15 protein-coding genes and 1 pseudogene are annotated in these 18,522 nt (G+C 43.7%); 13 read left to right on the top strand and 3 right to left on the bottom strand.

Going from position 1 to position 18,522, the window contains the following annotated elements; genetic code table 11:
* The first annotated feature begins 60 nt into the window (after positions 1 to 60).
* Positions 61 to 1,050, top strand: coding sequence for a UDP-glucose 4-epimerase GalE (gene galE, locus AC3ZVC_RS01455; protein ID WP_490065966.1), 990 nt, complete (start codon positions 61 to 63; stop codon positions 1,048 to 1,050).
* 4 nt (positions 1,051 to 1,054) lie between these two features.
* Here galE and galU read toward each other — a convergent pair whose 3' ends face one another.
* Positions 1,055 to 1,915: a UTP--glucose-1-phosphate uridylyltransferase GalU gene (galU, locus tag AC3ZVC_RS01450; protein ID WP_490065965.1), complete on the bottom strand. Its 861-nt coding sequence runs from the start codon at positions 1,913 to 1,915 to the stop codon at positions 1,055 to 1,057.
* Positions 1,916 to 2,152: 237 nt separating this feature from the next.
* Here galU and AC3ZVC_RS01445 point away from each other — a divergent pair.
* The 3 genes and pseudogenes from AC3ZVC_RS01445 to AC3ZVC_RS01435 all read left to right on the top strand — a co-directional run bounded on the left by AC3ZVC_RS01445 (position 2,153) and on the right by AC3ZVC_RS01435 (position 5,268).
* Positions 2,153 to 3,827, top strand: a pseudogene (locus tag AC3ZVC_RS01445) (DUF6044 family protein).
* A gap of 15 nt (positions 3,828 to 3,842) precedes the next feature.
* Complete coding sequence (locus tag AC3ZVC_RS01440; RefSeq protein ID WP_490065964.1) at positions 3,843 to 4,880, top strand: glycosyltransferase family 2 protein; 1,038 nt, start codon at positions 3,843 to 3,845, stop codon at positions 4,878 to 4,880.
* A complete protein-coding gene (locus tag AC3ZVC_RS01435) occupies positions 4,834 to 5,268 on the top strand; it encodes a GtrA family protein (protein WP_490065963.1) in 435 nt (144 codons plus the stop codon). The genes AC3ZVC_RS01440 and AC3ZVC_RS01435 overlap by 47 nt, the downstream gene beginning before the upstream one ends.
* Positions 5,269 to 5,272: 4 nt before the next feature.
* Here AC3ZVC_RS01435 and AC3ZVC_RS01430 read toward each other — a convergent pair whose 3' ends face one another.
* Complete coding sequence (locus tag AC3ZVC_RS01430) at positions 5,273 to 5,599, bottom strand: hypothetical protein (protein ID WP_490065962.1); 327 nt, start codon at positions 5,597 to 5,599, stop codon at positions 5,273 to 5,275.
* Between the two features lie 381 nt (positions 5,600 to 5,980).
* Complete coding sequence (locus AC3ZVC_RS01425; protein WP_490065961.1) at positions 5,981 to 9,043, bottom strand: efflux RND transporter permease subunit; 3,063 nt, start codon at positions 9,041 to 9,043, stop codon at positions 5,981 to 5,983.
* Between the two features lie 969 nt (positions 9,044 to 10,012).
* Here AC3ZVC_RS01425 and AC3ZVC_RS01420 point away from each other — a divergent pair.
* The 9 genes from AC3ZVC_RS01420 to AC3ZVC_RS01380 all read left to right on the top strand — a co-directional run bounded on the left by AC3ZVC_RS01420 (position 10,013) and on the right by AC3ZVC_RS01380 (position 18,521).
* Positions 10,013 to 10,318, top strand: coding sequence for an antibiotic biosynthesis monooxygenase family protein (locus AC3ZVC_RS01420; protein ID WP_490065960.1), 306 nt, complete (start codon positions 10,013 to 10,015; stop codon positions 10,316 to 10,318).
* Positions 10,315 to 10,683, top strand: coding sequence for a hypothetical protein (locus tag AC3ZVC_RS01415; protein ID WP_490065959.1), 369 nt, complete (start codon positions 10,315 to 10,317; stop codon positions 10,681 to 10,683). The genes AC3ZVC_RS01420 and AC3ZVC_RS01415 overlap by 4 nt, the downstream gene beginning before the upstream one ends.
* Before the next feature lies 1 nt (position 10,684).
* A complete protein-coding gene (locus AC3ZVC_RS01410) occupies positions 10,685 to 11,329 on the top strand; it encodes a cobalamin B12-binding domain-containing protein (RefSeq protein ID WP_490065958.1) in 645 nt (214 codons plus the stop codon).
* Positions 11,316 to 12,101: an STAS domain-containing protein gene (locus AC3ZVC_RS01405; RefSeq protein WP_490065957.1), complete on the top strand. Its 786-nt coding sequence runs from the start codon at positions 11,316 to 11,318 to the stop codon at positions 12,099 to 12,101. The genes AC3ZVC_RS01410 and AC3ZVC_RS01405 overlap by 14 nt, the downstream gene beginning before the upstream one ends.
* Positions 12,102 to 12,185: 84 nt before the next feature.
* On the top strand, positions 12,186 to 13,184 hold the full coding sequence (locus AC3ZVC_RS01400; protein WP_490065956.1) for a DUF3231 family protein: 999 nt from the start codon (positions 12,186 to 12,188) through the stop codon (positions 13,182 to 13,184).
* Between the two features lie 151 nt (positions 13,185 to 13,335).
* Positions 13,336 to 14,547, top strand: coding sequence for a benzoate/H(+) symporter BenE family transporter (locus AC3ZVC_RS01395; RefSeq protein ID WP_490065955.1), 1,212 nt, complete (start codon positions 13,336 to 13,338; stop codon positions 14,545 to 14,547).
* Between the two features lie 216 nt (positions 14,548 to 14,763).
* Complete coding sequence (locus AC3ZVC_RS01390; RefSeq protein WP_490065954.1) at positions 14,764 to 15,258, top strand: GNAT family N-acetyltransferase; 495 nt, start codon at positions 14,764 to 14,766, stop codon at positions 15,256 to 15,258.
* Positions 15,259 to 15,526: 268 nt separating this feature from the next.
* On the top strand, positions 15,527 to 16,543 hold the full coding sequence (locus AC3ZVC_RS01385; RefSeq protein WP_490065953.1) for a TAXI family TRAP transporter solute-binding subunit: 1,017 nt from the start codon (positions 15,527 to 15,529) through the stop codon (positions 16,541 to 16,543).
* A 13-nt stretch (positions 16,544 to 16,556) separates the two neighbouring features.
* Positions 16,557 to 18,521, top strand: coding sequence for a TRAP transporter permease (locus tag AC3ZVC_RS01380; protein WP_490065952.1), 1,965 nt, complete (start codon positions 16,557 to 16,559; stop codon positions 18,519 to 18,521).
* Position 18,522: the final 1 nt, after the last annotated feature.

Here is an 18,522-nt window from a genome sequence, read left to right as displayed (position 1 = left end):
CTGATTGCTCCTGCATATAGAAACATTGAGTATAAAAGACAGGTTAGCAGGAGTGATCGTATGGTAATCTTGGTTACTGGCGGAGCGGGATATATTGGTTCCCATACTGTAGACTTACTCATTGAAAAAGGGTATGAGGCGGTGGTTATCGATAACCTGGAAACGGGCCACAGGGCAGCGGTTCATCCGAAAGCCGCTTTTTATGAGGGCGATATCAGGTCGATAGAATTCCTGGATCAGGTTTTTTCAAAGGAGCCGATTGAGGGTGTTTTTCACTTTGCAGCCTCGTCTCTGGTAGGGGAATCGATGAATGATCCGCTAAAATACTATGATAATAATTTGATAGGCTCTCTTAACCTTCTAAAGGCAATGACAAAATACAAGGTTGGCTATTTGGTGTTTTCATCCACTGCTGCTGTTTACGGTGAGGCGAAAAGCCAGCCAATACGGGAAGACGCACCTCTCCAGCCTGCCAATCCATATGGCGAGACAAAGCTGGCCATTGAAAGGATGGCTGCATGGTGGGGGAAAGCATCCGGTGCAAGGTTCGTATCGCTCCGTTATTTCAATGCGGCCGGAGCAAAGGGAACAGGCGAAATAGGCGAGGACCATAAAACGGAGACACACTTAATTCCGATCATCCTCCAGGCGGCACTGGGAAAAAGAGAGGAAGTATCTATATTCGGTGATGATTATCCCACATGGGACGGTTCATGCATAAGGGATTATATTCATGTAGAAGATCTGGCAGAAGCTCATTTGCTGGCTCTCCGCTACCTGCAAAGTGGAGGGGACAGCAATGTTTTTAATTTGGGAGGCAGTAAAGGAATATCTGTAAAAGAAGTTGTTAGAGCGGCTGAAGAGGTTACGGGGACAAACTTGAAAGAAAAGGCAGCACCCCGCAGACCAGGTGATCCGGCAGAATTGATAGCGTCATCAGACAAAGCTCAAGCATTGCTGGGCTGGCATGCAAAAAAATCATCCATCCGCCAGATCATTCAAGATGCATGGAAATGGCACAAGTCTCACCCTGACGGATATAAAAGGTGAAAAATCAAAGACGAATTTGGTTTAAATACATCAATAGTTTTTCTTTCAGCTCAGGCCTTTGCAAAGCGAAGTCAATTGAGGCTTTTAAAAATCCAAATTTATCGCCAACATCATAACGATTGCCCTGGATTAAATAAGAATACATTCTCTCGCGGCAGAGCAATAAATGAAGCGCATCTGTCAGCTGTAATTCTCCTTTGCTATCAAACTTGCCGTTTTCAAGCATTTCAAAAATAGATGGAGTTAAAATATAACGGCCAATAATAGCATGGGTCGAAGGAGCGGCAGCGATTGAAGGTTTTTCAACAAGGCTGTCAACTTTATATAATGCGCCCTGCTGCTCTGAGTAACCGACTATCCCATATTTATTAACTTCAGAAATGGGAACCTCACTGCATCCAAGGATACTCGTGCCCATTTTGTTATATTGCTCGATCATCTGCAGCAATGCCGGCTTTTTGCCGTCAATGATGTCATCACCAAGAAGGACGGCAAAGGGCTGATGGCCAATAAATTTTTTTGCGCATAAAATGGCGTGGCCCAGCCCAAGAGGATCCTTTTGCCTGACATAATGAATATCTGCCAGATTGGAAATTCCGCGAACTTCTTCAAGAATTTCCAGCTTTCCGTTCTTCTTCAGCAATAACTCCATTTCAACTGATTTGTCGAAATGATCTTCAATGGCCCTTTTATTCCTCCCGGTTATGATGATGATATCTTCAATCCCTGAAGCGATTGCTTCTTCAACAATATATTGGATGGCCGGCTTGTCGACGATAGGGAGCATTTCTTTTGGCTGAGCCTTTGTGGCCGGCAGAAAACGCGTCCCCAGGCCTGCAGCAGGAATAACCGCTTTTTTAATCATAAAATCCCTCCCATTTTTCCACAGTCTTCCCCCAGCATGAACCGCCATTTAGTAATAGGCTATCTATGGGTTACGGTAATACATCAGCTTGCAGGCAGTTTCCTTTTATTTTTATGTTACCGGCAGGTTGTATTATCCCCTTTATTATCCTCAGTATGGCTGTTAAGGAATATTTTGCGCAGGTTCGTGAACCCTAAGCTGTAAATAATCTTGAACCTAGAGGTGTAAAGATTGCTTTTGAATAAAATAACAGCCGAAAAAAACCTTCTTATCCTCGCCTTTATCGCTTTGGCTTTGTTTGTGTCTCCGTTGTACATATTAGGTGAAAACGCTCATATTCGCGTTCACGATAATTTGGATTCCAATCTTGCCTGGTATAAAGTCCTCGCCGAAAGCGGTGAGCTTACAGGGCCGATTGATGCAGTCATTCCGCAAATTATGAACGGAAACCTATCCCGGAATGCGTTTGGCTCTGAATTGACCTTAATTGTTTGGCTTTATGCTCTCTTTCCGGCCATGATTGCCTATGCGCTCAGCCAGACGATTACAAGAGTGTTTGCTTTTATTGGAATGTATTTGCTTTTGAAAAAGCATTTTTTAAAAGAAGAGAAATGGGCTCCGGTTACGATTGGGACAGCACTGGCATTTTCATTCACTCCATTCTGGCCATCCGGTATGCTAAGTACGCTTGGGATGCCGCTTGCGCTCTGGGCCTTCTTAAATATCAGGCAAGGGGAAGAGATCCTGGAGAAATATCCTTGTCTTAACCTTATTGCCCATGTATGCGAGCATCGTTCTCGGGTTTTTCTTTTTCCTGAGTGCCATGGGAATCTTTTGGCTGACAGATGTAATCAGGAAAAGAAAGTGGAATTGGCCATTTCTATTATCGATTGCCTATATGACCGGAATATTTTTTATCGTAGAATACCGGCTTGTTTATTCCTTTCTATTTGACGATGAACCAAACAGCCGTGATGAATATTTCCATGCAAGGCTAACCTTTTGGCATTGCGTCCGCTTAACCTTTAAAAATTTTGCTTTGGGACACCACCATGCAGCGACGGTCCACACCTTAGTCATCCTCCCGCTTATGCTCTTAGCCCTTTTCATGATTATTTGGCTAAAGAACTGGAAAGAGGAAAAGGTGTTTTTGTTTCTGTTTTTTCTAAACTTTGCTTTATCAACATGGTATGCCTTCTGGTTTTACAAAGGCTGGCTGCCGCTTACTGAGCGCTTTCATGTTCTTGATACATTCAACTTTGCCAGGTATCACTTTTTAAGGCCTCTGGTTATTTATGTTCTTTTTGCCCTGTCCTTGAAAATCATTTGGTCCCGTGGCCAGTTTTGGAGGCGGCTGGTTCCCGTTTTTGTCCTGGCACAAGTGATTGTCGCATCATTCTTTAATGAGGAAATTCTTTTTCAGGAAAAGCCAACTGTAAAGCAATTTTATGCAGAAAAGCAGTTTACTGATATTAAGAACTATATTGGGCGCCCGCAGGAGGATTACCGTGTCGCAAGCATCGGCCTTCACCCTGCCATCGCCCAGTATAATGGCTTCTACACTTTGGATGCGTATAATAATTTTTACCCCTTAACATACAAATATCAGTTTCGGAAAATAATTGAAAAGGAACTGGAAAAAAACAAAAGAATCCGCATCTACTTTGATGAATGGGGTGGAAGGTGCTATTTCTTTACGGACGAGCTCGGAAAGCATTATATGTTTAAAAAGCATACGAAAAAAAGGCTGAAAAACCTTCAATTGAATACAGATGCATTCAAAGCAATGGGTGGTTCTTATATTTTCTCATCCGTTCCCATCGATAATGCTGCAGATAATGCTCTGCACCTGGAAAAGGTTTTTGAATCAAAAAGCTCTGTATGGAAAATCTACCTTTATAAAGCCATATAATCAGGAGGAAAAAAAATGAACAACCCAGTACTCACCATCGTGGTTCCTTGCTATAACGAAGAGGAGGTACTGCCGGAAACGATTAGACAACTAAGCCAATTGCTTGAAGAACTCGAGAACGAAAATCTAGTATCGGATAAAAGCAAAATTCTATTTGTGGATGACGGAAGTAAAGACCGGACTTGGCCGATCATTTATAAGCAAAGCTTAAATAATGATAAGGTCAGGGGACTAAAGCTTTCCAGAAATGTGGGTCACCAGAATGCATTGCTTGCTGGTTTATCAGCAGCAGGAAAGGCTGCCGATTGTGCTGTTTCAATCGATGCGGATCTTCAGGACGATATTTCAGTAATACGGGAGTTTATGCTGAAATTCCGGGAAGGGTATGAAATTGTCTATGGTGTAAGGAGAAAACGGGATACTGATACTTTTTTCAAAAGAAGCACTGCTCAGGGATTCTATAAGATGATGAAGAAGATGGGAGTCGATCTTGTTTATAATCACGCAGACTTCCGCTTAATGAGCAAACGTGCGCTGGAAGAGCTGCAGCGATATGAGGAGACAAACATGTTCCTGCGTGGGATCGTGCCAATGCTCGGATTTAAAACGGCCGTAGTGTATTATGACCGTAAAGAACGGCTTGCGGGAGAGTCCAAGTATCCTTTGAAAAAAATGATTGCCTTTTGCTTTGAAGGCATTACCTCATTCTCTGTTACTCCGATCCGAATGGTCATGGCATTGGGGATATGCTCCTTTTTTATTAGTCTGCTATTTGGCATTTACTTTCTTGGACTAAGGTTTTTTGGTGAAACCGAAACCGGCTGGACTTCCTTAATCACTTCAATCTGGATGCTTGGCGGGCTGCAGCTTATGGCGATTGGCTTGGTTGGGGAATATATCGGGAAAATCTATAAAGAAACAAAGAGGAGACCTAAATTTTCAGTAGAAATTGATGCTTTTAATATGCCTATTTCTCCTCACCTGGCTGCGGACGGAGGAACTGAAAATGAGTTCACTGGCATTCATTTTGGAAAATTATCTGAAACGAACTAATACCTTTATTCGTTTTTTGCTTGTTGGAGCGGTTAATACGCTGGCGGGTCTATCGATTATATTTATCCTTTTGAATCTAATCGGAACGTCATACTGGATCGCTACTTTTATCGGAAATAGCATTGGAGCTGCCATCAGCTACATTCTGAATAGGACCTTTACTTTTCAGAGTAACGCCAGCATTCAAAAGAGTGCTTACCGTTTTATTTCTGTCATTTTATCTAGTTACTTTCTTTCTTATTCAATAAGCGATTTGGCCGCAGAGATCGTGCGAGATTTTAACCTTTTGGGGTATGAATTTTCCCGTGTGGAGCTTGCGGTATTCATGGGAGCAGCAATTTACACATTTACCAATTATTTTGGCCAGAAGTACTTTGTTTTTAAATGACTCTTCATCCAGGTAACCGAGAGGAATCCATGTATAAAATGACATCAAAAAAAGCAGGAATAACCTGCTTTTTAATGTAAAGCTTGTATCCTATTTTTACAAAAGCAATTTTAGCAGCCGCAGCTCTTCTTTTTGCAGCAATGGTGGAAATCGAGACTGCACTTCTTGCAGGAACAGTGATGGCTGTGGTCGTGGCAGCATTTCTTGCAGCAGCGATGTTCATGGCTGTCTTTCTTTTTGCAGCAGATTTTGCAGTGCGGATCATGGCAGACTTTCTTTTTGAAATAATGATATTCAACACAATAGTGGCACATAGGTACTCTCCTTTCATTTAAACTGCTAACAATATATGAAAGGAAATTCAGAAGGGAAGAGCCCTTGTCCATATTGTGTAAAACATCCGCGATTGCCTAGGAATTATTGCAAAGGTTCTGTTAAATTTGCCTGTTGATTTCCGCTCCAGGCACTCGCTTTCCGCGGGCGGTCCGGGAGCCTCCTCGACACATTCGTGTCTGCGGGGTCTCCCGTTGACACGCTTCTCCCGCAGGACATTGAATAAGCTTCCACGAATAAACACCGCACGAAGAAAATGCGTTAGCATTTTCGAGGAGTCTCGTGCCTTCCGCTCCACTCAACAGGGTGCTAAAAATCAACATTGAGCTTTAACACAGCCATTGCAAAAAACCCCCTCAAATTTGAGGGGGTGAGCACATTAATTGTTTATTGTTCCTGGTACTGCTTTAACCTCCCTGCGTTCCTTTTTCCGCTTTTTCTTCAGCCAGCCGAAACGAAGGCTGGAGGTTGTGAACAAGCGGTAAACGGCTGGAATCAGCAGCAGGGTGATAAAGGTGGCAAATAGCAGACCGGAAATAATGACCGTAGCCATAGGGGCCTGGTAGTTGCCGGAAGTTCCGGATGCCATTGCAAGCGGAAGCATGCCGCCGGCTGTTGTCAAGGTGGTCATAAAGATTGGACGAATCCGGTTTTTCCCTGCTTCCAAAAGGGCTTCTTCCACAGAGGAGCCTTCTGCACGAAGCTGATTCGTCCGGTCAATCAAGAGAATGGCATTATTGAGCACAATTCCAATCAGCATCACGATTCCCATGCCTGACATGACACTAAGCTCCATTTGTGTAAGGAACAATCCGAGAATGACGCCAACGATTGTCATCGGGATCACGGACATAACAATGAGCGGATGGCCAAGGTGGTTAAATTGGACAGCCATCACCAGGTATACAAGGAAGATCGCGATGGCTAACACAAACACCATATCCATAATTAATTCCTGCTGCTGCTCAAGGTCGCCGGCAACCGAAACCGAATAGCCAGCCGGTGCATCAAAGTCATTGATCAGTTTCTGTACGTCCCGGTTTATTGCCCCAAGGTCTTTTCCTTCCATATCAGCCGAGATGGAGAGGAAACGCTCGCCATCAAGATGGGAAATTTCATTCGGTGTTTCGACACTCTCCAATTGGATAAAGGAAGATAAAGCTTTCTCACCCTGTGCGGTTGGGACTTTTAAATCTAATAGGGACGATTTGGAATCTGTTTTTTCGGCCCATTTCAAAGCAAGGGGTACATTTTCTTCGTTGACAGTCATTTCACCTACTGGCATTGTCAAAAAGGCCTGCTCGATGAATTGTCTGATTTGCGGCTGTGTTAATCCTGCTTTTTCAATCGCTTCTTCCTTTAAAACGATAATCTGTTCCTCTGATGTGCGCTCCATGGAATTTGTCACACCAACAATGCCATCAATACCTTCAAGTTCTTTTGTAAAATCACCGGCAATAGCCTGCAATTCTTCAAAATCCTCGCCCAGAATATTTACTTGAACTGGAGAACTGCCTCCACCAGACATGGCCCCCTGAACATTTTCAACCGGAAGGGTTTCTGATAGGCTGCGGAGTTCCTTCATAATGTCTTCATTAATATCTTTTTGCTCTCTCGTAATGTTGTCGCCCTTTGTCATGTTGATAATGGTGTAAAACATTCCGCCGTTATCCATGACGTAATTGGACTCAACATCTTCAATGGATTGCAGTTTTTGATTTATGTTTTGCGCAATTTCTTCTTTGTCTTCTATTGAAACGCCTGTTTCCAGGTCAACCATCAGCTCGGTGTAACGATTGAACATATCCGGCATAATGGTCATTGGGATTTTTGTCACAAGCGTTAGTGATCCGGCAAATAGCAGGAAGAAGATCGCAATCATTGCAAAGCTGTAGCGTTTTTTCTTGATCGTCCACGCGACAATCCGGCTATACAGGCGCATAATGGGTCCTTCTTTGCTTTCTTTCTTCGATTTGCGGAGCTTCAGCCATTTTTCAGAAAGAGACGGAATCAGTGTGAACGAGATAATGACTGAGCTGATCAAAGTAATCGCCACAACAGCTGACAGCATAATCATGAATTGCCCCATGTCTCCGCCAATCAGGCCAATCGGCAGAAATACAACGATCGTTGTCAGCATGGAAGCAATAACAGCTGATGATACTTCCTTCGTTCCTTCCAGAACGGATTCCAGCTTGCCCAAGCCTTGCTCTTTCTTTCGATAGATTGATTCCAAAATAACAATGGAGGAATCGACCATCATTCCAATTCCAAGCCCCAAACCAATCAGGGTCAGGATGTTAAAGCTGTAATCAAAGACCCACATTGCTGTAAAAGTCAGCAGGATAGAAGTGGGAATTGACAGGCCGATGATAAAAGTGGCCCTTAGATTACGCAAAAAGATCAGCAGGATCGCAATCGCGATGACGCCTCCAATCAGGATATTGCCGGTTACCCCATCAATGGATTCCTGGACATAATCTGCTTGCGCAACCATTTCATTCAGTTCGAAGCCTTTAACCCATCCATCTTCACGAATATTTTTGATTTCGGCGCGGACGGCAGCCGCCATGTCAATTTGGGTAGCATCCGCAACACGACCTACCTGGACAAAGATAAAGTCCTTTGTGCCATTTTTCCAGACAAAGGAGGAGCTTTCTAGCGGCTGAAGGGAAACGTCTGCCACTTCCTTCAGTTCAATAAAACCTGCCTGTGCTGGGATTCTAATCTTTTCTACATCGCCCACATTTTCCAATTTTGTGTTCCAGCGAAGGGAAGGAGAGTTGGAATCGCTGCTCAGTTCTCCAAGTGTTGCTTCATTGTTCACTTGCTGGATCGCACCGATGACTGCTGTGGCATCCAGCCCTTTTTCCGCCATTTCGGTGCGGTTTAATTCAATCGTAACTTCATGCTCCTGCACGCCAGCAAGCGATACGTCACGGACTTCGGGCAATGCCTCCAAACGGGGTTCGAGGACATTTTTAGCAAAATCGGTCATTTCCTCCATGGTGCCGCCGGAAACATCCATATAAAACTCATAGCTTTGGGCCGTTCCGTATTGTCCTGCCATAACATCTGTGATTGCGGTATTTTCGCCTTTGGCCGCATTTACGATCGACTCAACTTCTTTAAACAATTCATCGCCACGGCCCTGTTCAAAGGTGATTTGCAGAGAGCTGCGCCCAATATTTGTAGTCGAGTCTATGCCTTCTACTCCATCAATCCCCCTGATTTGCTGCTCCAAGGGGGTGGTGATCGATCGCTCCACTTCTATGGCTGCCATCTCACCGGCGCTTATCTCCACATAAGCGCCATCCATCGTCACAGGCGGCATTAATTCTTTATCCAATTCAAAAATTGAATAGCTGCCGATGGCTAAAATCAATACCGTCATTAATGCGACCAAAATCTTTCTCTCTACAATCAGTTTCAATAATTTCATAAACATTCTCCTTGCTCCCTAATAGTGGAAATTTGCACCCAAGATCTAATTATACACAGAAAAATAGGTAATAATAACTAGTTCTACTTTAAAATTCCAATAATTCGTACGACCTATTTCGCTAAAATCAGACCTTGTTTGCAGGAAAAACTTAACAATTCCTACATGTAACATCTTAACGCGGATGAACAAGAGCCATAACGAGCCAGAGACATATCTTTCTCTCAGGCTTAAGGCTGAGATCGTTAGAGGTAATGGATGAAATTGGATATGGAACCACTTGACAGTACTAAATAAAGGCTTAGGTTATCTTAACGACCAAAAATCGGAGAAGGGTGAGGAAGTGGTAGTTAATAAGAATGGTTAACGACCAAAAGCGAGAGAGGGAATGGATATGGTAGTTAAAGAACAGATTAACGACCAAAAATCGGAGAAGGCGAGGAAATGGTAGCTAATAAGAAGGATTAACGACCAAAAGCGAGGAGAGGGAATGGATATGGTAGTTAAAGAGCTGGATTAACGACCAAAAATCGGAGAAGGGCGAGGAAATGGTAGTTAATAAGAAGGATTAACGACCAAAAGTGAGGAGAGGGAATGGATATGGTAGTTAAAGAGCCGAATTAACGACCAAAAATCGGAGAAGGCGAGGAAATGGTAGTTAATAAGAAGGATTAACGACCAAAAGCGAGAGAGGGATTGGATATGGTAGTTAAAGAACCAGATTAACGATCAAAAATGGGAAGACGAAGAGAATATGGTGGTAAAAGAGCTGGATTCCGACCAAAATTGAAGAGAGGGAAAGATAATGGTAGTTAAAGAACAGATGAAAGTCCAAAAACCGCACAGCAGTCAAATGAATCAGCTAATCCGCCTGCGTAACGAAACATCACCAAACCCTCCAAAAAGGACAAACTTTAACACTATGTTATACTTGAAAAGCCAGAATACTCCCAAAAAGGAGGAGAATACATGTATACGGTTTTTTCAACCTTTGATGTTCCTGATGAGAAATCGGAGGAAGTCATTCATATATATAAAAATCGCTCACGGTCGGTTGATGAGGCAGAGGGGTTTGTCGACTTTTTGCTGCTGCAAAATGATAAGCGCCCTGGTGAACTGACGGTCCAGCTGATTTTTGATACAAAGGAAAGCTATTTAAATTGGGTTCGAAGCGAGGATTTTAAGAGAATCCATGATTTGGAGAAAAAATACCCGGATCAGGAATTGGCTGCGGTCGTTCCGAAGGTGTCGCAATATAAGGTGGTGGCTAAGTGAATTTTGATGCGGTCGTCAACAAAGTAACGGCAATGATTTATGAACGGGAGCCTTCCTTACTGGAACGGTTTGGCGAGAAAGGGAAAGAGAAGTGCCGTGAAGATAACCATCACCATATGAAGCATCTCCAATCGGCCTATGAATTAAATCAATCTGCATTTTTCACGGATTATGCTGTTTGGCTTGATGGCATTTTAACGAAGCATGGAATGAAAACGCAGCATTTGATTGACAACTTTGAATTGATTCAAACTGTGCTGAGAGAGGAAAGAGGAGAAGATGAACAGCAAGCAGAGATGTTCACTCTTTATTTATCCGAAGCCATTGCTGTACTGAAAGGCGTACCAGAGAAGGGAGAGGTGTAATATGCAGCATGCTGAGACACTTGCTTCCTTTTTGCTTGAAGGAGATTCTGCTAAAGTGTGGGCGCATATTCAGAAGCATCAGGACCTTTCGCGACTGGAAGTCTATCAAAATTTAATTACGCCTGCGATGCAGCATATTGGCTTTCTCTGGGAGACGAATCAAATAACGGTTGCGGATGAACATTTAGCTACGGCTACATGTGATTTTGTGCTGTCAAAACTGGCTTATAACCGCGATAAAATAGAATCCGGACAGAAAGCCATGTTTCTTTGCCTGGATGGCGAGCAGCATTATATTGGCCTGAAAATGGTGAACAGTTTATTTGAAGAGAACGGCTGGGAGACGAAATATTTTGGCCCCAGCCTGCCTTTGGAATATGCCCTTAAAACTGCAAAGGAATGGAAGCCAAATGTGATTGGCTTGTCGGTCAGCATTGTCTATCACCTGCCAAAGCTTAAGGAATATGCGGCAGAATTTTCAAAGCTGCCACATAAACCGGCCGTCATTCTTGGCGGGCGCTTAGCGGATAAATATGATCTGCTTCCTTATTGCACGGAAGATACGGTTATCCTCCGCAATTTGCCGGAAACGAAAAAATGGCTGCAAAACTACCAGGCGGGAGGACAAAAAAATGCAATATTTTGACCAACAGCTTCCGCTCGCCTTTTTATTAGCGGACATGCACGGAAAAATACTAAGCTATTCCACTTTGGCGAGGGAGTGCTTTGACCTTAGCGATGGCCATCTGAAAAGTATAATAGATGAAGAAAGCATCGAGAAGCTGATCCATTACAGCCGGGAGCCTGGGATGAAACCGGTTAAGCTGGAGCTTAACATGAAGACAAAGAATGCTCCGCTGGCACTATTTGATGTCCACATTCTGTGGGACAGTGATGATTGCGCCAATATGATCTTTTTGCCGAAAGACAGCTCAAATGAAGGCCTGATGAATAAACTGATGGAGCTGCAGGGACGCCTTGCCTCAACTGATTTTGAGCTTTTGGAGAAAAAGGAAGAACTTGAACAGGTTCTGATCCGCTTGAACCAATTATCAGGCCCGTTTATTCCTCTTTCGGAATCCATGTGTCTGATTCCTTTGTTTGGGGATATTACGGCAGATAAAATTAATGTGATCTCCGAAAGCTGCCTAAAGTCTGTGTTTGCCGGTGAATATGATGAAATTCTCTTTGATCTCACAGCCGTAGGAGAAGTGGAGGACAAAGGCATCGAGAAGTTCACCCAGCTTATTAAAACATTGAACTTCATGACAGGCAGCATTATAAAATTAATCGGCATTAAGCCAAACCTTGCAAAGGTATTAAATAACTATGAGCTTGATGAATGGGTGCAGCTTGACCAATCCCTCAAGCAAGTATTAAGTGTTTATTTTGATCGGAAAGATCTAGGAGCCTCTTAGGGGGTTCTTTTTTTGCCCTTATACATGCATGGTTTTTACATTTTAAGGAAGTATAATAATAACTTTAATGATGGGGGATCATGTATGCCTGAAAGACCAGCAATTACATCAAATGAACTCGGAACCTTATGGATGACATATCAGCAGAAAACGATGCTGTTAAGAATGCTCGATTATTTTATTGAAAAAGCGGATGATGAAGAAGCGAAGAATATTATGACCAGTCTGTGTGAAGAAGTTAACCCTTATGTACAGAAGATTGTACAAATATTCAAGGATGAAGGGGCAGCAATTCCGGTTGGGTTCACGGAACAGGACGTGATTCCCGATGCACCGAAATTATACAGCAACGGGTTTGATATTATGTTTGTGCGCCTGATGACCTCGATCAGCATGGGTCTGCATACCCTGCATTTAAGCATGTCCTACCGGGAGGATATTATTTTGCTGTATAAAGACCTTACAGCTCAAACCCAGGATTATTCGCGGCAATGCACCCGATATCTGCTTGAAAAAGGTCTGCTTAGCCGCGCGCCTTATGTGACCATGCCAAAAAAAGCGGAGTTCGTAAAAGATACCAGCTATTTAAAAGGAACAAGTACGTTCGGTCAGAAACGGACGATGAATACTGTCGAGGTTAGTCAGCTTCATTATTCAATTGAAGCAAATGCAACTGGGATGCAGCTGATTACCGGTTTTGCCCAATGCGCACAGGAAAAAGAAGTAAGAAAATACTTTTCGGAAGGTGCGGAACTGGCTAAAAGCATCATTAAAGAATTTTCCGAAATGATGCTCGAGGACGGGATTCAAGCCCCATTAGGAGCAGGAGGAAATGCCACACGCTCAACCGCAGCCCCATTTTCCGATAAACTGATGATGTACTGCACCAGCCTTTTCTGCAGCTTCTCACTAGGAAAAAATGCAATCGGTACAGCCTTCAGCCTGCGGAATGACATTCCCACCAAAGCAGGGATCTTCTCAAAAGACATATTCGAATACGCCCACCGCGGAGCCAAAATCATGATCCAAAACGGCTGGATGGAAGAACCGCCGCAAATGGAAGAACGAAGGAATCTCATATAGGTACCAGGTACCACCCGAATTTTGTCGAAATATCCTTTATGGGTATTTCTTTTTTTTGCTGGACAAAGCTTCCGTATGCGAAATAGTTTGACAATTTTTCTGTTTAAAATCATGATAGTAATTAAAATATACGGAAGTCGGGGGCAGGGAAATGGGTTTGCCAGAGGAAAGGCATAGCGAATACAAATCAAAAGTAAAATTAAATAAGCATTCAATGATTCAAGACTTAACAGGTGAAAATATATCATCGGGAATTATTGCAAGTACGATGGTGATGACGGGGCCAGCGCTTATCATTTTACAGGCAGCGGCTGCCGGGGGATTTACCGATCAGCAAACCATCAACTGGATGTTTGCGGTTTATTTTTTCGGGGGCGTGTACAGCATCCTTATGCCGCTGCTGTACAGGATTCCGATTACAGGCGGCCATTCCATAACAGGTGTAGCTTTTTTAGCGACTATTACAGCGCAGTATACGTATCCTGAGCTGATTGGCGGTTATGTGATGTCGGGTTTGCTGATTTTTCTGGTTGGCATCTCGGGGTTATTTACAAAAATCATCGGGTGGGTGCCGAAAGAAGTGATCGCATCCATGCTCGGTGGGCTGGTTGCCAGTTATGTGGCGAAGCTCGTTCCGGCTATACAAGAAATGCCTTTAGTGGGAGGGGCAGCTTTAATCAGTTTTCTGATTTTTACCAGATATATTAAGAAGTTTCCTCCAGTACTGGCAGCGGTAGTTGCTGCCTTCCTGGTTTTATTTTTAACAGCAGATTTGAAGCCGGCCAAGGAAATCTCCTATTTTCTGCCGTCATGGCAGACACCGGAATTCACTGGGATGGGCCTTGTGACGATTGCGCTTCCGCTGGCAATGCTGATTTTAAGCAATGATGCGGCACCGGGAATAGGAGCACTGGAAAGCTCTAACTTTAAGCCGCCGATTCGAAAAATTGTTTCTTCAAGCGGGGTCTTCTCTGTCATTACGAGCTTCTTTGGCGGACAGTGTGCCAACATCGCTGGAATGATGAGCGCCATTTGTGCCGGGCCGGATTCGGGGCCTAGGGAGAAGAGATATATGGGAGCCGTCGTGGCGGGTGCCATCACCATTGTATTCGGAATTTTTGCGTGGAAAATTGTGCCCTTTATCCAGTCGCTGCCGCAGGCATTTGTTTCGCTTCTGGCTGGATTCGCGCTGATTGGCGTTCTGCACTCAAGCCTGCAATTGGGCTTCTCCGGCAATCGTTACCGCCTAAGTGCACTCGCCGCTTTCATTGTCACCCTATCCGGCATTTCCTTTCTCCACATCAGCGCACCCGTCTGGGGACTTGTTGCTGGAGCGGTATTGGCTCGGACAGTAGAGAGGTAGGTGCCATTTCCTGCAATGAATTACTTCTCTGCAAACGCGAAAAACATGACTTGTGTCTGTCTTTTCGAAGATATCGCCAGAATGTTGGACGACTAATCAAATTCTATAACTTCTTTGGCATCGAGATGGAAGAAAGTTTTTACGGGAAGATGGCTGAAGTAAGAGCCGGAAAAACAAGGATGTTAGTTTAATAGAAAAATAAAGGGGAGATTTCCAATGATTCGCCACATAAAGCCATCCGATGCCGAAGCATTGGCCAATCTGATTACTGAGGTGGAAAACGAATCAGAATATATGCTTTTCGAGCCTGGTGAAAGACAGACGTCACCGGAAGCACAAGGAAAAAGAATCGAAGTGATTAAAAAGGAGGAAAATTCCACCATTATCATTGCGGAGAAAGACAACCAATTGATAGGCTTTTTAATGGCCATTGGCGGCGCTGCCAGGAGAAGCAGGCACACTGCCTATTTGGTCGCTGGAATAGCCAGCGGGCACAGGGGAAAAGGAATTGGCACAATGCTTTTTGAGGAGCTGGATCGCTGGGCACGTGAGCGAAGTATCCACCGCCTGGAGTTAACAACAGTTGTAAAAAATGAAGCCGGAGTGGCACTTTACAAAAAAGCCGGATTCCAAATCGAGGGCATTAAAAAACACTCTCTGCTGATAAATGGCGAGTTTGCGGATGAATATTATATGGGGAAACTTCTATAAGTGCAGGGTCATTTTCTAATTAGGAAAATGGCCTTTTTTTGTCCAATGCCAAGTATCACTAATATTGTTTAAAGAACGCGCGATTTGAACCGGGTAATATGTACTATTTATATGTTGAAAAAGGTCGAAATACCAAGGAATTTAGTCTTTGATCTTACATAATAAAACAAAAAATTAGAATTTTCGTTGAATTATTAACAAATAATCTTGTATACTTGTAATACAAGTTTAGAAAAACGCTTACATTTTACTGAAAGGGTGGGATTTTGTGATTCAAAGAAAGTGGAAGATTATTATATCTATCCTAACACTTGTGTTTATCACGATTGTTGGGGTACAGACAGCTGCTAAAAACAAGGATAAAAGATTTGTTTCGGTCGCTACTGCATCAACAGGAGGTACATATTATCCAATCGGAGTTGGAATGGCGAATGTTTGGAGCAGTCACTTAAAGGGCGAGAAGATCCAAGCGAGCGGTCAGTCATCTGCCGGATCCATCGAGAATATCGAGCTCCTTCGTGAAGGGGAAGCACAATTAGCTATTTTGCAAGGATTGATCTCTTCTCAGGCATATGCAGGAAGTGGCTCGTTTGATGGAAAACGTTATGAGGACCTTCGCACGATTTCGATGCTTTGGCCGAACGTGGAGCATTTTGTCCTTATGAACGACAAAGTGAAAACAGGAACGATTGAAGATATCAAAGGGACAGGCTTTTCTGTAGGGCCGCAGGCAAGCGGTACAGAACAGTCTACTGTCGTCATGATGGAAGGTCTTGGACTTACGAAAAAAGATATTTCACCTGAATATCTTGGCTATAGTGATACGGTTTCAGCTATGAGAGATGGAAGATTGGATGGAGGATCCCTTCCTGCTGGTATTCCTATTTCAGCTGTAACGGATATGTATGCCAGTAATGTAAAAGCATCGATTTTAGAAGTGACGGATGAACAATTGGATGCCATTAATGCTGTCTCGGACAGCTGGTACCGCTATGTGATTCCAGGCGGAACCTATCCGCGGGTGGACAAGGACATCAACACAATTGCCCAGCCGAACCTTTTATCGACTACAAAAGAAATGGACGAAGAAACCATCTACATTCTTACAAAAACACTATATGAAAATCTGGATGAAATGTATGAAGTGCATAGTTCAGCCAAAGAAATGACATTGGAAACAGCTTTGGATGGAGTATCGGTTCCATTGCATGCAGGAGCTTATAAATATTTTAAAGAAGCCGGTTTGGATATACCGGAAAACCTAATACCGCCGGAAGCGAAATAAAGGAGGGCACACGATGACAAAACCAACTAGTGAACAAGCAATTCAGCCAACAGACTTGGATAAAGAAGCGGGGGGAGGCATGCGCTTGCTGCAGGGGCCATATAAAAAAGTGGCTGCAGCCATTGCTGTCCTGTTTTCAATTTTTGCTATTTATACAAACGGGTTATCCAATATTCAAGAGATTTATAGAAACCTAATTTTTCTTGGCCTTCTGCTGGTCATGACATTTTTCCTGTATCCGGCAAGTAAGGCTTCTAATCAGCAAAGGTTTACAGTTCCGGATTACATTTTTGCAGCTCTTTCCATTGCTGGTCTTGGTTATCTGCTTTTGAATTATACGACGATTCATGTGGACAGAGGTTCGCAGCCGATTATGATAGATTACATTTTCGGAGCGATCACCATCATCGTGTTATTGGAAGCTGCCAGGAGAGCAGTCGGAATTTTCATTCCGATCCTCTGCGGCGGTGCTATCGTATATGCCTTGTTCGGAACCTACTTTCCATGGATTTTCGGACATGCCGGTTTTTCATTGGAGCGTTTGTTATATCGTCTTTATATGACAACAGAAGGGGTATTGGGACTAACACTTTCAACTGCCTCCACCTTTATCGTTATGTTTGTTCTATTTGGAGCCTTCCTGTCGGTCAGCGGTGCAACGCAGCTATTTAATGACCTGGCGCTGGCGATTGCAGGCAGAAAGCGCGGAGGCCCTGCGCAGGTTGCTGTTATCTCAAGTGCTCTGACAGGTTCTTTAAGCGGAAGCGCCGTTGCCAACGTGGCAACAACAGGTGCCTTCACCATTCCATTGATGAAATCAATTGGCCTGAAGCCTAAATTTGCTGGAGCTGTTGAAGCAGCTGCATCAACAGGCGGTATGATCATGCCGCCAATCATGGGTGCTGCCGCATTCATTATGGCCGGCTTTCTGGGAATCTCGTATACGACGGTCATCCTGGCAGCGATCATTCCTAGTTTCCTTTATTATATCGCACTGATCTTTGCCATTGATATCGAAGCGAAAAAGCAAGGTTTAAAAGGAATCAGCAAGGAAAACATTCCAAATGTTGTTCAAATCCTGAAGGAGCGCGGCGTTCTGCTTATTCCGATTATCGTTGTTATCACAACATTATTAATGGGAAAAACAGCCCTATTTGCCGGTTTTGCCGGAATCGGGTCCGTTATTTTAGCGAGCTGGCTGGCAAAAGACAAATCTTCAAGGATTACAATCTCAAAAACAATTGAGGCATTTATCGAAGGCGGAAAAGGGACCATCCAGGTAGGGATTGCCTGTGCGGCCATAGGGATCATTATTTGTGTCGTAACAATGACAGGCATCGGCTCCACACTGGCTTATAATATTGTTGAATTAACAGGCGGAAATCTGTGGCTGATTTTAATCGTAGTTATGCTCACTTGTATTGTCCTAAGTATGGGACTTCCATCAACGGCTCTTTATATCGTGGTGGCCGTTACAGCTGCCCCGGCCCTTGTTGAAGCTGGAGTAAACCCGATCGCAGCACATTTCTTTGTGTTCTGGTTTGGTGCATTGTCCAACATCACACCGCCGGTAGCTTTAGCATCGTATACAGCTGCTGGACTGGCCGGTGCCAATGCAATGAAAACATCATGGGAAGCGCTGCGGATTTCACTTCCGGGCTTTATTATCCCATTCATGATTGCTTACAATCCTAATATTCTGCTCCAGCCTGCTGATGGTGAAGCTTTATCTGCTGTATCTGTAGCTCTTGTTGTTGTCACCAGCACACTAGGAATTTATGCTCTAGCCAGTGCACTAGGAAACTATTTGAATGCCAAGCTGACAATTGTCGAAAGAGTACTTATGTTTGCCGGGGCTTTAATGCTGATTAAACCAGGCATGATAACGGATATTGCAGGACTTGGACTTTGTGTGTTTGCGATTCTCTTCCATGTAATAAGAGTGAAGAAAAGCAGTTCAGTAGAAATCACCATATAAG

It is taken from the genome of Cytobacillus sp. C11.1 (genome assembly GCF_058145115.1).
Note: the sequence above shows the minus strand (reverse complement) of the source record. Positions and strands in the feature narration are given on the sequence as shown.

What these genes read in the sequence shown, in the direction of transcription:
- galE (WP_490065966.1), top strand. Translation starts at nt 61, where the DNA reads ATGGTAATCTTGGTTACTGGCGGAGCGGGATATATTGGTTCCCATACT.
- galU (WP_490065965.1), bottom strand. Translation starts at nt 1,915, where the DNA reads ATGATTAAAAAAGCGGTTATTCCTGCTGCAGGCCTGGGGACGCGTTTT.
- AC3ZVC_RS01440 (WP_490065964.1), top strand. Translation starts at nt 3,843, where the DNA reads ATGAACAACCCAGTACTCACCATCGTGGTTCCTTGCTATAACGAAGAG.
- AC3ZVC_RS01435 (WP_490065963.1), top strand. Translation starts at nt 4,834, where the DNA reads ATGAGTTCACTGGCATTCATTTTGGAAAATTATCTGAAACGAACTAAT.
- AC3ZVC_RS01430 (WP_490065962.1), bottom strand. Translation starts at nt 5,599, where the DNA reads ATGAAAGGAGAGTACCTATGTGCCACTATTGTGTTGAATATCATTATT.
- AC3ZVC_RS01425 (WP_490065961.1), bottom strand. Translation starts at nt 9,043, where the DNA reads ATGAAATTATTGAAACTGATTGTAGAGAGAAAGATTTTGGTCGCATTA.
- AC3ZVC_RS01420 (WP_490065960.1), top strand. Translation starts at nt 10,013, where the DNA reads ATGTATACGGTTTTTTCAACCTTTGATGTTCCTGATGAGAAATCGGAG.
- AC3ZVC_RS01410 (WP_490065958.1), top strand. Translation starts at nt 10,685, where the DNA reads ATGCAGCATGCTGAGACACTTGCTTCCTTTTTGCTTGAAGGAGATTCT.
- AC3ZVC_RS01405 (WP_490065957.1), top strand. Translation starts at nt 11,316, where the DNA reads ATGCAATATTTTGACCAACAGCTTCCGCTCGCCTTTTTATTAGCGGAC.
- AC3ZVC_RS01400 (WP_490065956.1), top strand. Translation starts at nt 12,186, where the DNA reads ATGCCTGAAAGACCAGCAATTACATCAAATGAACTCGGAACCTTATGG.
- AC3ZVC_RS01395 (WP_490065955.1), top strand. Translation starts at nt 13,336, where the DNA reads ATGGGTTTGCCAGAGGAAAGGCATAGCGAATACAAATCAAAAGTAAAA.
- AC3ZVC_RS01390 (WP_490065954.1), top strand. Translation starts at nt 14,764, where the DNA reads ATGATTCGCCACATAAAGCCATCCGATGCCGAAGCATTGGCCAATCTG.
- AC3ZVC_RS01380 (WP_490065952.1), top strand. Translation starts at nt 16,557, where the DNA reads ATGACAAAACCAACTAGTGAACAAGCAATTCAGCCAACAGACTTGGAT.